8 protein-coding genes are annotated in these 13,856 nt (G+C 55.9%); 1 reads left to right on the top strand and 7 read right to left on the bottom strand.

Features of this window, described 5'->3' with window-relative positions; all coding sequences use genetic code 11:
* Positions 1–11 precede the first annotated feature (11 nt).
* From JT31_RS14430 to JT31_RS14400, 7 genes are all read right to left on the bottom strand, one after another.
* Entirely contained in the window at positions 12–1,148 is a 1,137-nt protein-coding gene (locus tag JT31_RS14430) for a glycerate kinase (protein ID WP_038478419.1), read from the bottom strand.
* A 10-nt stretch (positions 1,149–1,158) separates the two neighbouring features.
* Positions 1,159–2,427 (bottom strand): GntP family permease, encoded by a 1,269-nt coding sequence (locus JT31_RS14425; RefSeq protein WP_038478416.1) that lies wholly within the window; start codon positions 2,425–2,427, stop codon positions 1,159–1,161.
* A 139-nt stretch (positions 2,428–2,566) separates the two neighbouring features.
* Positions 2,567–3,694 carry a sugar diacid recognition domain-containing protein gene (locus tag JT31_RS14420; RefSeq protein ID WP_038483137.1) on the bottom strand — a complete coding sequence of 376 codons (1,128 nt, stop codon included), beginning with the start codon at positions 3,692–3,694 and terminating at the stop codon, positions 2,567–2,569.
* A gap of 73 nt (positions 3,695–3,767) precedes the next feature.
* Positions 3,768–4,496 (bottom strand): monofunctional biosynthetic peptidoglycan transglycosylase, encoded by a 729-nt coding sequence (gene mtgA, locus JT31_RS14415; RefSeq protein WP_038478413.1) that lies wholly within the window; start codon positions 4,494–4,496, stop codon positions 3,768–3,770.
* Positions 4,493–5,146 carry an isoprenoid biosynthesis glyoxalase ElbB gene (gene elbB, locus JT31_RS14410; protein ID WP_038478410.1) on the bottom strand — a complete coding sequence of 218 codons (654 nt, stop codon included), beginning with the start codon at positions 5,144–5,146 and terminating at the stop codon, positions 4,493–4,495. Before elbB ends, mtgA begins: the two co-directional genes overlap by 4 nt.
* A 232-nt stretch (positions 5,147–5,378) precedes the next feature.
* Positions 5,379–7,721, bottom strand: coding sequence for an aerobic respiration two-component sensor histidine kinase ArcB (arcB, locus tag JT31_RS14405; protein WP_038478407.1), 2,343 nt, complete (start codon positions 7,719–7,721; stop codon positions 5,379–5,381).
* A 61-nt stretch (positions 7,722–7,782) separates the two neighbouring features.
* Positions 7,783–8,715 carry a TIGR01212 family radical SAM protein gene (locus JT31_RS14400; RefSeq protein ID WP_038478403.1) on the bottom strand — a complete coding sequence of 311 codons (933 nt, stop codon included), beginning with the start codon at positions 8,713–8,715 and terminating at the stop codon, positions 7,783–7,785.
* Positions 8,716–9,394: 679 nt separating this feature from the next.
* Here JT31_RS14400 and gltB point away from each other — a divergent pair.
* Positions 9,395–13,855 (top strand): glutamate synthase large subunit, encoded by a 4,461-nt coding sequence (gene gltB / locus JT31_RS14395; RefSeq protein ID WP_144244046.1) that lies wholly within the window; start codon positions 9,395–9,397, stop codon positions 13,853–13,855.
* The last annotated feature ends 1 nt before the right edge of the window (position 13,856 follow it).

The raw sequence follows: 13,856 nt of genomic DNA, 5'->3' as shown, positions 1-13,856 counted from the left end.
TGCGCGCGGTATTAACCGCGCGCTAATTTCCATACTGCGGCAACGTTCCGCGCCGTCACGCAAATATTATCCCTCGCCTGCTCCAGCGCCTCTGGCAGCGTCTGAACTCGATTAAGCACCGAGAAAACGGCATCGAGACCGTGCTGATGCACCACGCCGTAATCTGCCGTCATGCCCCCAGCCAGGGCAATAACCGGCACATTAAAACGCTTAGCCACTCTTGCCACGCCTATCGGCGTTTTCCCGTGGATCGTCTGGCTGTCTATGCGCCCTTCCCCGGTAATCACCAGATCGGCGCCCTGAACGGCCTCGGCAAGACGCAACGCTTCGGTGACAATCGCCACGCCCGGCTGCAGGCGGGCATTAAGCAAGCCCGACAAAGAAGCCCCCATTCCGCCCGCCGCACCGGCACCTGCAACGTTGATAACGCCTTTACCGCTGACGCGCTCAATCAGGTTGCCGTAATGCATCAGAGCGGCATCAAGCTGCTGCACCTGCTCTGGCGTAGCACCTTTTTGGGGGCCAAAGACCGCCGACGCACCATACTTACCGCACAAAGGATTATCGACATCACAGGCAACAAGAATATCGCACTCAGCAAGGCGAGCATCCAGCAGGCTAAGATCAAGAGTTGAGAGTTCAGCCAGTGCCGCACCGCCGGCGCCAATCTCATTGCCCTGCACATCACAGAGTTTAGCCCCCAGCGCCTGCATCATTCCCGCCCCGCCATCGTTTGTCGCGCTGCCGCCGATGCCAATAATGATTTTACGTGCGCCGTGATCTAGTGCCGCCAGGATAAGCTCACCCGTACCAAACGTTCCGGTCAGCAGCGGGTTACGCTTTTCCGGCACAACCAGATGCAACCCTGAAGCGGCCGCCATCTCGATGATTGCAGTATCACCTTCTCCCGTCAGCCCGAAGAAAGCGTCCACAGGCAGCCCGAGCGGGCCGGAGACCGTTACCGGGATGATTTTCCCTTCTGTGGCCGCCACCATCGACTCCACGGTGCCTTCTCCACCGTCGGCCATCGGCAGTTTGAGATAGTCAGCATGCGGATAGATCTGGCGAAAACCTTGCTCAATAGCCTCGGCTACCTGCATCGCGGTCAGGCTTTCTTTAAAAGAATCAGGGGCAATAACAATTTTCATGGCTACCTCATTAACCCGCTAAATTAAATACGCCAAACATCAGGGTCGACACAAAAGCGATCGCCAGGCCGACGGCCGTTTCATAGGGAAGCAGCTTTAAGCGTTCGTGAACCTGCATATTGACGCTGCCCCCGGTGGCGTGGAAAAAACTGCCGTGAGGCATATGGTCCAGCACCGTCGCCCCGGCATGGATCATTGCCGCACCTGCCAGCGCGGTAATGCCCATATCGATAAGCGTTGAGCTAAACACTGCCGAAGCTACCGCGGTCCCGGCAGTCGTAGAGGCCGTAGCCATCGACATCAGCGCCCCGGAGAAAGGTGCCAGCAGATAAGACGGCATTCCGGAGGCCGTTAAGCCGCTAATCAAAACATCCTTCAGCCCTGAGTTAGCGATAATCCCGGCCAGCGTCCCTGTTCCCAGTAGCATAATCGCCACCGGAGACATTCGAGCCAGCCCCGACACCATATAATGGTTCGTCTGCCGCCACTGCCCCATCACTATAGACCCGATCAGGCCGCCTATCGGCAGCGCGACCAGTGGATCAATGGCGATGCCGGCAATCGGACGCAGCGCCAGCAGAAAGATAGCCACCAGCGGGGCCGCTATTGCCGCCCCGAAGGCCGGTAAAGCCTTCTCTGTTTTCACCGCAACCAGCTCATTGATGCCCACTTTGGAGCCACGATGCTTCAGCCGTTTTGCCAGAAAATAGGCCAGCACCAGGCCAAATAACCCCGGCACCACGCCGGCCATCATCAAATCGGTAAGAGGCACATGGAAAGCGTCAGCCGCTGCGATAGTATTGGGGTTGGGCGACATGACGTTACCGGCCTTTCCGCCGCCAATCATCGCCAGCAGAATAGCCATTTTCGAAATATCCGCCCGATGGGCTATCGCCAGCGCAATAGGTGAAACGGTTATGACCGCCACGTCGATAAACACGCCGACGGCGGTCAGCAGCATGGTGGCCACCGCCAGGGCAAGCAGGGCACGCTTCTCTCCAACCCTGCGCACGATAGTTTCGGCGATGGTGTTGGCGGCGCCGGACTCAATCAGTACGCCAGCCAGAATGCCAGCCCCCAGAATGCGCAGTACCGCGTTGGTGATGCCCTGCGCCCCGGTAATCATCAATGAAATTGTCTGGACTAAGTCCGCGCCGCCGACCAAACCGCCCGCCAGCGCGCCAGCAATCATGCCGTAGGCAGGCGGCACCTTGCGTAAAATAAGCACAATAGAGACAACCAGCGCCACCAGGGCGCCCAGAGCCGAAACCGTGGTCATATATCACTCCTGTTTTGATTTTTTTAGGGAGATTGAATGGGTACGGACGGGACATTACCCTGGGCGGGCGGCGAATAGCTTGAGACGAAGCGCCAGAAAATAAGCGCCGAAAAAGAGGTTTTTTGTAGATTGCTACAAATCAGTCGCTGAGCTGCATGCCGATAAATAGCTGAAGAATGGAATCTAACTTATTAATATCTAATGCCGTTATCGATTCTATTTTGCTTAGCCGATAGCGCAAGGTATTCACGTGGATATGCAGTAATTTCGTCGTTTGAGACAGATCACAATTCTGTTCAAAATAGCAGCGCAGCGTACGGCGCAGAACGCCTTTAGGGTCAGCCTCGCAGAGCGTCCGCCACGCCCGCCCCATTTCGTCCGCCTGCCAGCTTCCGGCGAGACCGTTAATCAGTACGGGTAATAAAAGATCCTGATAGTACAGCGTCGACTGCCCTATTTTTTGGCGTGAAGCCATCTTGTGCAGCGCCACAGCGCTAAGCCAGGAGCGCCTTAAGGCATCGTTTCCGTCGAATAAACCACCGACAGAAAGAGTGACGTCAAAATGCGCCAGCAGCTGAGAGTGAAGCTTACGCAGCATTTTTTTCAGCAATGCCTGGCGTTCCTCGATGCGCCCTCCCCCCAACGGCAGCAGCATCGCTATTTGTTCAAAACCGAATGGCGTGACCAGGACCTGGCTGTCGTAGTTGCTGAGGCGTTCCAGCAGTTCACGCTGACGCAGAGTCTGCTGAGATGAAAAGTGAATCATCAAAGCCACGCGCGGCAGCTCAAGATCCACCCCAAGGCCGCTGGCCATCGGGCGCAGTTCCGCCAGACTTTGCTGTCCGGAAATAATCTGGGCGGCGAGTTGCTCCCGATAGCGCTTTTCCCACTGATTTTGCTCTAGCATTTCCGCCTGCTCCAGAATCAGCTCGGCGGCCATTTTCACCAGTTCCGCGTAAGCCTGTACTTTCTCCGGTTCACCGGAAATACCGACCACGCCCACAATCTGCTGACGAAAAACAATGGGCAGATTAATACCGGGTTTCACCCCTTTAAGTCGGCGCGCGGAGGCTTCATCGATGATTACCGTCCTGTTTTCCGTGAGCGCCAGGACCGCACCTTCATGACGCTGGTGCAGACGGCGAGGATCGCCGGAGGCAATAATTACGCCCTGCTCGCTCATCACATTCACCGAATGGTCGATGATGTTCATCGTGCGCTGGACAATTTGTCGGGCGGTATCTTCTCTAAGGCAGGAGGTCATCATCATGGCGGTTTACCTTGCCGGATAGACGGCAGAGAGGGAACGCTGAGAGCTACCGCGACGAGTCCACGGTAGCCTAATTTAAATTGTGCTGCCCGAGGAAAGACTCCCCGCCCAGCTGGCGCATCTGCCGCAAAATCCACTGCTGACGCTGGCGTATATACCCTGACGGCGCGTTGGCTTTAAAACGAATCGGGTTAGGCAGGACGGCTGCCAGCAGTGCGGCTTCGGCCGGCGTCAGGCGGCTAGCGGGTTTGTTGAAATAGCGCCGGGAGGCTTCTTCCACGCCAAAAACCCCTTCGCCAAATTCAGCAATGTTGAGATACACGGTCAGAATACGCCGCTTGCTCCATGCCGTCTCAATCCCCACCGTCAGGCCTGCTTCCAAACCTTTACGCAGCCAGCTTCGGCCATCCCATAAAAACAGGTTCTTCGCGGTTTGCTGAGAGAGCGTCGATGCGCCTCGCACCCTTCTTTCATGGCGCTCGTTATGCGCCAGCGCCTTTTCTATGGCGTCCGTATCAAAGCCCCAATGTTCAGGAAACTTTTGGTCCTCAGAGGCAATCACGGCCAGCCCCATCCACGGCGAGATCTCATCCATTGAAACCCAGTCAGAATGAGCAACGTAGCTAAAATTACCGCTAAACCATGCGCTGAGCTGCCGCTCTACCATCACCGCAGAAAAAGGCACGGGAATAAAGCGGAAAACCAGGATCCCCATGAACCACACGCACGCAACCGCCAGCAGAACTTTAAACAACCAGCGCTTAACCCACTGCCACGGCGCAAAACGCCCTTTTCTCATGCGCTAAGTTCCAGCACGCGGGCCACCAGCTTGTCGATACCCACGGCGGCTTCAGCGATGTTTTGCGCCAGCATGTAGGCCGGGGTCGTCACGACTTTCTGTTCTTCATCAACAACGATATCGTCCACCGGGCAGGGGACATGTTCCGCCCCCATCGCTTCCAGCAATTCAGCGGTATCAATGTCGGTGCCAATGGTCAGGCGCAGCGGCATATCCAGAATCTTCGGCAGCATCGCCGGAGCAATGCACATGAAACCCAGCGGTTTCCCCTGCTCGTGGCATTCCCTCGCAAGGCGGCGTAAATCTGCATCAACCTCGCAATCAACGCCCTGCGAGGCAAAGGTGCTCAGGTTTTTAGCCGCGCCAAAACCGCCCGGTACAATCAATCCATCCAGGGTTTCTGATGCTGCCTCACGCAAGGGATGAATTCTGCCCCGAGTGATGCGTGCCGCCTCCTGCAGAACATTGCGCGTTTCTGCGGCTGGCTCACCGGTTAAATGATCGATAACGTCGGACTGTGCTTTATCCGGTGCAAAGCAGATGGCTTCTGCCCCGGCACGAGAAAGCGCCAGCAACGTTAACACCGCCTCATGGATCTCGCTGCCGTCATAAACTCCACAGCCGCTCAGCACTACGCCTATTTTTTTCATTCGCTTGTTCCTTTTCGTCAGGCGTGAATCAGTATCAGCCGCGTTAATTTGATCGCTATGCTTCACATATTTTACTGATTCACGTAACAAATATTTTAAGGTTTGCTATCTTATATGGCTGACAGCCTGCGAATTGCTGGTTGTGCCGTTCAATAATTCAACGCTTAAAAAAGGCGCAACCCTGTTTTCCCTGGTGTTGGCGCAGTATTCGCGCACCCCGGCCTGGCCGGGGTCATTTTTTTCCAGCGTCCGCAACCCATGCTTTTAATACGCTAACATCATGCTGCCACTCTTGTTTCAGCTCCTCAATCCATTCACCAACGTTATCTGACCAGGCGGGAAGATCCGGAGACTGAATTTGCTGGGCAACCTGCTGTAAATGCCTTAAACCAATGGAGCCAGCAGCACCTTTAATTTTATGCCCCTCTTCCACCACGCCTTTGTTATCCCGCGCGGTCATATTGGAATCGAGCACCTCTAAATAACCCGGCATCATTTTTTCAAACATAGCCAGGCCGTCGGTAATAAGTTTTGGCCCAACCAGCTCGATATATTGTTCGAGCATCGGAATATCGAGCAGCGCTTGCTGTTTTTCACTATCGACTTTTGTCACCACAGGCTCCTTGTCCGTTATCTGGTTATCCCAGAATTTTTGGATCATCGACATCAATGCCGGCACGGCGAGCGGCTTGCTTAGCACGTCGTCCATCCCGGCCTCAAGATACTCTTGCTTGTTTTTCAGCACGTTGGCGGTCAGCGCCACCAGCGGCGGCAGCTCATCTTTGCTAAAACGCTTATTCAGTTCGCGAGAGATATCCAGCCCGGTCATATCCGGCAGTTGGATATCAAGCAGCACAAGGTCATATTCGCCCGGAATAAACATCTCCAGCGCGTCTTTCCCGGTCATCGCCACATCTACGCTATTGCCGAGTTTTTCCAGAACCGAACGCGCTACGATGACGTTCAGCTCGATATCCTCCACCAGCAGCACGTGCAGTGCCGGCAATGGCATATCGTCATCTTCTAGCGTGTCCTCTACTTCTTCCGCCACGCTCGGCGCCTGAACGGTCAGCGTGAACAGCGATCCTTCACCCGGCTTGCTGGTAACGGTAATGTCTCCGCCCATGCTTTTCGCCAGACGGCGAGAAACCGCCAGCCCAATGCCGGTCCCGGTCGCAGGCTTGCCGCCGTGGCTGTCTTTTACCTGGTAATACATGGCAAAAATTTTGTCCTGCTCATCCACCGGAATACCAATCCCGGAGTCCTGAACCTCAAAGCGCAGGCAGCTCTCCTCTTCATAGCGGACGCGCACCGTCACCAGCCCCCCTTTGGGGGTAAATTTCACGGCGTTGCTGATCAGGTTCCAAAGGATCTGACGCAGGCGAGTACCGTCCGTCACCACCTTGTGCGGTAGCGGCAGAGTAGGGTCCATCACAAACGACAGCCCTTTTTGCTGAGCCTGCAGGCCAGAAAGGTTTTCAAGGTCGGCGATGAAGCTGGTGAAATCAACCGGCTGGTTATCGAGCTGGACTTTGCGGCGCTCGAGCTTATCCATATCGATAATATCGTTGAAGATGTTGCCAAGCGTGATGGCGGAAACGTGGATCGTTTTCAGGTAATTGGTTTGTTCGGCGGTGAGATCGGTATCCAGCAGAATACGACTCAGGCCGACAATGCCGTTGAGCGGAGTACGCAGCTCGTGGCTGATGGTTGAGATGAAGGTTGTCTTGTCCCGGCTCGCGCGCTCAAGCGCGTCCTGGTAGCGTTTACGCTCGGTAATATCGCGGCCAAACCCCATCAACCCGTGGCGTTTACCGACGCGGTCGTAATAAGGCACTTTTCGGATTTCGAAACAGGCTTTTCGCCCATCCGGATAATCAAGCCACTGCTCATAGGTCAGAGAAACGTTGTGGCGGAATACCTTTTCGTCCGTTTCCAGCACTTTCTCTGCCGCTTCAGACGTGTACACGTCCTGCGGTTTAAGATGAACCAGCTGTTTCTCACTCTTGCCGGTCAGCAGCTCCATGGCCCTGTTACAGCCGGAAAACTCTCGGTCTTCATTGCGATAGAAGACCAGGTCAGGAGAAGCATCAAGGAAAGAACGCAGGAAAGAGGATTGCTGTTCGAGGCGGATTTGCGTCTCTTCACGCTCCTGCATCTCGACTTTAAGCTGCTCAAGCATGGTCTGGCGTTCGGCTTCCGCTTTCACGCGGTCGGCTATCTCCTGGTTTAGCTGGGCAATATTGTCCTTAAGCTGGACGTTAAGGATAAGATCCCGCTCGCGCATCTCTTCCAGCTTTTCCACCAGCTTCGACAGCCGCTGCCTGGACTCCTCGAGCTGCTCGACAACAACAGACAGGAAGTAAACCGCCCAGGGCGTAATCAACAAGCCAAAGAAGATAGAACGAACAACGTCAATACTTTCGACCTGCCCGCGCAGCAGCATGGTGACGGCCATTTGCACCACCATCGCCAGCACGACCAGCGCGGAGGCCAGCAGCAGGGAGAAGCGGACTAACCCCAGCTTCACCATAAGATCAACGTAATACTGCGCCAATAACCGGATTTGCTTCATGGAACGATTCCTTCGCCGTGGATGCGCTAAATATACCGCAAAAAGGACTCGTACTCAGGATTTACGAAAGAACTGAGAGATCCCACGGCGTTCCCAGCGCTGAACCCTGCGCCCCATGAGCCAGCAAATAGCGGTCGATATCCACCATCGCAGCCCAGCGGTTTTCACACCACAAAGGTGCCAGCAGCGTGGGGCGCCTGGCGTTAGCCGAAATACGATGAAATACGACATCAAGCGGCGTGTGGCGAATCATTTCTCCGGCGGTAACCACATACTCATCCAGCGCAATCCCCTCCAGACGTCCTGCCCGCCAGTTTTTGGCCATAATACTGCCTTCCACAATATGCAGAGGATGCAGCTTCAGGCCATCCACGCCGGTTTCAACCATTTTTTCCAGCGTGTCCATACATTGCTGCTGACCTTCACCGGGCAGGCCAACGATAAGATGACTGCAAACCTTTAAACCACGCGCCCGAGCCCGCCGCGTTGTCTCCTGATAGCAGGCAAAATCATGCCCACGGTTGATGCGGTGCAGCGTTTTGTCATTCGCCGTCTGCAAACCCAGCTCCAGCCACACTTCATAGCCTTGCTCATGGTAGTCACTCAGCAGATCGAGCACGCCATCGGGCACGCAGTCGGGCCGGGTGCCCACACACAGCCCAACAATGCTGGTCTGGCTTACCGCCTGCTGATACATAGCACGCAGAACCTGCACCTCAGCCCACGTGCTGGTGTAAGCCTGGAAGTAGGCCAGATAACGCTGAGCGCGATTCACCCGACTGGCCTGATGCGCGAGCTGTTCTGCAATGGAGCTGTGCTGCTGGGCTTCGTCGGCAAAAGAGGCCACGTTGCAAAAGGTGCAGCCGCCTCGCCCGATAGTGCCGTCGCGATTAGGACAGCTAAACCCGCCATGCAGCGTGAGTTTATGGACCTTTTGCCCATAGCGACGAGAGAGATCGCCGCCAAACATATTGACTAATTTCTGTAACTGCATAATCTGATGGGCCGTCCCGAAAAAGGGGCCTAGCCTGCCATTTTCTTCTCGCAGCGGCGATGACCTGGATCAATCGCTTCGGCGCAGCTTTATCTATTGCATATAAACTCAAAATAAGTGCAACTCTATTCAAATAAGGCTTAATTACTTTTCCTTATGATGCTGCCCTTTATTTAAAGAATATGACGAGCGGTGAAAAACAGTGTCATGCTGCACTCCATGGGGGTTAAGTAGCATATCGTGCTAGCAATACCACTGATGCCAGCATGGTCTGGAGTTCCCTGGGCTTCAGGATAGTGAGGACGATCACATAACCCCCGGCGTTTGCCGCGCTGCCGCCACAGGCAAAAAAGCGCAAAACATCATTGTATTCAGATTCTTAGGACGCTCTTAGCACAATTATGTATAAATAAGAATGCCATTTGACCTGTGTGCTCTTTCCCGATAACTTGGAAATCCGCTGGAAGCTTTCTGGATGGGTTCTGTGCCCATCATATTTATGCAGTAATTGAGATTCCCTCTAAAGCAAGTCCTCAACACTTGTGACACCGGATGCGTTGGACATTAAGAGGGCGACACGCGAGGCAAGCGTATGATGCGCAAACCCCGTCGCCATGCCCTTGCTGCGTCCACGCGCAAACGGTTGGGAGTAACGTAGAGCCTGGGGAGGTTCACTGATATGTTGTACGATAAATCCCTTGAGAAGGATAACTGTGGTTTCGGCCTGATCGCCCACATAGAAGGCGAACCTAGCCACAAGGTAGTGCGTACCGCTATTCACGCGCTAGCCCGTATGCAGCACCGTGGGGCCATCCTGGCCGACGGTAAAACCGGCGACGGTTGTGGCCTGCTGCTGCAAAAACCAGATCGTTTCTTCCGCATTGTTGCAGAAGAACGCAATTGGCGTTTGGCCAAGAACTATGCCGTTGGCATGATTTTCTTAAGCCAGGATGACGCGCTTGCTCGCGCCAGCCGCCGCATTGTTGAAGAAGAGCTGCAAAACGAAACTCTGTCTATTGTTGGCTGGCGTGAAGTGCCGCTGAACAAAGACGTGCTCGGTGAAATCGCCCTCTCCTCTCTGCCACGTATTGAACAAATTTTCGTTAACGCCCCGGCGGGCTGGCGTCCTCGTGATATGGAACGCCGCCTGTTTATCGCCCGTCGCCGTATCGAAAAACGCATCCAGGAAGATAAAGACTTCTATATCTGTAGCCTGTCTAACCTGGTGAACATCTATAAAGGTCTGTGTATGCCGGCTGACCTGCCGCGCTTCTACCTGGACCTGGCGGACCTGCGCCTGGAATCGGCCATTTGCCTGTTCCACCAGCGTTTCTCTACCAACACCGTGCCGCGCTGGCCGCTGGCTCAGCCGTTCCGCTATCTGGCGCATAACGGCGAAATCAACACCATTACCGGTAACCGCCAGTGGGCCCGCGCTCGTACCTATAAATTCCAGACGCCGCTGATCCCCGATCTGCACGACGCCGCGCCGTTCGTGAACGAAACCGGCTCCGACTCCAGCTCCATGGACAACATGCTTGAGCTGCTGCTGGCGGGCGGGATGGATATCGTACGCGCCATGCGTCTGCTTGTTCCGCCGGCATGGCAGAACAACCCGAACATGGATCCTGAGCTGCGTGCCTTCTTCGACTTTAACTCCATGCACATGGAGCCGTGGGACGGCCCGGCCGGTATCGTGATGTCAGACGGGCGCTTCGCTGCCTGTAACCTGGACCGTAACGGCCTGCGCCCGGCGCGCTACGTCATCACCAAAGACAAGCTCATCACCTGTGCCTCTGAAGTCGGGATCTGGGACTACCAGCCGGACGAAGTGGTTGAAAAAGGCCGCGTTGGCCCGGGCGAGCTGATGGTTATCGACACCCGTATTGGCCGTATTCTGCATTCCGCTGAAACCGATGCCGAGCTGAAAAGCCGCCATCCGTATAAAGAGTGGATGGAGAACAACGTGCGTCGTCTGGTGCCGTTTGAAGATCTGCCGGACGAAAAAGTGGGCGCGAGAGAGCTGGACGACGACGCGCTCGCCAGCTACCAGAAGCAGTTTAACTACAGCAGCGAAGAGCTGGATTCAGTGATTCGCGTTCTGGGCGAAAACGGCCAGGAAGCGGTGGGGTCAATGGGCGATGACACGCCTTTTGCCGTGCTTTCCAGCCAGCCACGCATTATTTACGATTACTTCCGCCAGCAGTTCGCGCAGGTCACCAACCCGCCAATCGATCCGCTGCGTGAAGCACACGTGATGTCCCTGGCCACCAGCATTGGTCGCGAGATGAACGTCTTCTGTGAAGCAGAAGGCCAGGCGCACCGCCTGAGCTTCAAATCGCCGATTCTGCTGTGGTCTGATTTCCAGCAACTCACCACGCTTGAAGAAGAACACTATCGCGCCGATACGCTCGACATCACTTATGACGTGACCGAGAAATCACTGCACGAAACGGTGATGGCGCTCTGCGATGAAGCTGAACGCATGGTACGCAATGGCACCGTGTTGCTGGTGCTATCCGACCGCAACATTGCGAAAAATCGCCTGCCGGTGCCGGCCCCGATGGCCGTGGGCGCCATCCAGACTCGTCTTGTTGAGAAGAGCCTGCGCTGTGACGCCAACATCATCGTTGAAACCGCCAGCGCCCGCGACCCGCACCACTTTGCCGTGCTGCTGGGCTTCGGTGCGACCGCCATCTATCCGTACCTCGCCTATGAAACCCTGGCGAAGCTGGTCGACAACGGCGCTATCGACAGAAACTATCGCATCGTGATGCAGAACTACCGTAACGGCATCAACAAAGGCCTGTACAAGATCATGTCCAAAATGGGCATCTCGACTATCGCCTCTTACCGTTGCTCTAAGCTGTTCGAAGCCGTTGGCCTGCACAAAGAAGTTTCAGAGCTTTGCTTCCAGGGTGCGGTCAGCCGCATCGGCGGCGCAGGCTTTGGCGACTTCCAGCAGGACCTGCTGAACCTGTCCAAACGTGCCTGGCTGGTGCGTAAACCATTGGATCAGGGCGGTCAGCTGAAGTTCGTTCACGGTGGGGAATACCACGCCTACAACCCGGACGTTGTGCAGACGCTGCAAAAAGCGGTGCAGAGCGGCGAATACGCCGACTATCAGCAGTATGCGAAGCTGGTTAACGAGCGTCCGGTCGCTACGCTGCGCGATATGCTTGCGCTGAACCCGCAGGACGAATCCGTCAAAATTGAAGACGTTGAGCCAGCAACCGATCTGTTCAAGCGCTTCGATACCGCGGCGATGTCCATCGGTGCCCTGAGCCCGGAAGCGCACGAATCCCTGGCTGAAGCGATGAACAGCATCGGCGGGAACTCTAACTCCGGCGAAGGCGGTGAAGATCCGGCTCGCTACGGCACCAATAAAGTGTCCCGTATCAAGCAGGTGGCTTCCGGCCGCTTCGGCGTCACGCCAGCTTATTTGGTCAACGCCGACGTTATCCAGATTAAAGTCGCGCAGGGCGCGAAACCGGGCGAAGGCGGCCAGCTGCCGGGTGATAAGGTCACGCCTTATATCGCTAAGCTGCGCTACTCCGTACCGGGCGTGACGCTGATTTCACCTCCGCCTCACCACGATATCTACTCTATCGAGGATCTGGCGCAGCTGATTTTCGACCTGAAACAGGTTAACCCGAAGGCGATGATCTCCGTGAAGCTGGTTTCCGAACCGGGCGTCGGCACCATCGCGACGGGCGTAGCCAAAGCCTATGCCGACCTGATCACTATTGCCGGCTACGACGGCGGCACCGGCGCAAGCCCGCTATCGTCCGTGAAATACGCGGGCTGCCCGTGGGAGCTTGGCCTGGTGGAAACCCAGCAGGCTCTGGTGGCTAACGGCCTGCGTCATAAAATTCGCCTGCAGGTGGACGGCGGCCTGAAAACCGGCCTCGACATCATTAAAGCGGCCATCCTTGGCGCAGAAAGCTTCGGCTTCGGTACCGGGCCAATGGTTGCGCTGGGCTGTAAATACCTGCGAATCTGCCACCTGAACAACTGCGCAACCGGCGTGGCAACTCAGGATGACAAGCTGCGTAAGAACCATTACCACGGCCTGCCGTTCAAAGTGACCAACTACTTTGAGTTCATCGCTCGCGAAACCCGCGAACTGATGGCGCTGCTCGGCGTGAAGCGTCTGGTCGACCTGATTGGTCGTACCGACCTGCTGAAAGAGCTGGACGGGTTTACCGCTAAGCAGCAGAAGCTGGATCTCTCCGCCCTGCTAAAAACGGCTGAACCTATGCCGGGCAAAGCGGTGTACTGCACCGAGCATAACCCGCCGTTCGATAAGGGCGACCTTAACGCACAGCTGCTGAACCAGGCGCAGGCGTACGTGGATGACAAACAGAGCAAAACCTTCTGGTTTGATATCCGCAACACCGATCGTTCCGTTGGGGCTTCCCTCTCCGGCTACATCGCCCAGCAGCATGGCGACCAGGGGCTGGCGTCTGACCCAATCAAAGCGCACTTTAGCGGCACCGCGGGCCAGAGCTTCGGCGTCTGGAACGCAGGCGGCGTGGAGCTTCACCTGACCGGCGATGCTAACGACTATGTAGGCAAAGGCATGGCGGGCGGCCTGATTTCTCTGCGCCCTCCGGTAGGCTCAGCCTTCCGTAGCCATGAAGCGACGATTATCGGCAACACCTGCCTGTATGGCGCTACCGGTGGCAAACTCTATGCCGCAGGCCGCGCAGGTGAGCGTTTCGCGGTGCGTAACTCCGGTGCCATCACCGTAGTTGAAGGCATTGGCGATAACGGCTGTGAATACATGACCGGCGGTATCGTCTGTATTCTTGGCAAAACCGGGGTTAACTTCGGGGCCGGCATGACGGGCGGCTTCGCCTACGTGCTGGATGAAGACGGTGAGTTCCGTAAACGCGTGAACCCTGAACTGGTTGAATTACTGGATGTGGAAGAGCTGGCGATTCATGAAGAGCATCTGCGCGGCATGATAACCGAACACGTTCAGCTGACCGGCTCCCAGCGCGGCGAGGAGATTCTGGCTAACTGGCCGACGTTCGCCTCCAAATTCACCCTGGTTAAACCGAAGTCCAGTGATGTCAAAGCATTGTTGGGTCACCGCAGTCGTTCCGCAGCCGAGCTGCGGGTGCAGGCGCAGTAAG

The sequence above is a fragment of the Cedecea neteri genome, from assembly GCF_000757825.1.
GTDB lineage: Bacteria > Pseudomonadota > Gammaproteobacteria > Enterobacterales > Enterobacteriaceae > Cedecea > Cedecea selenatireducens.
This window is presented reverse-complemented; position numbering and strand designations above follow the sequence as displayed.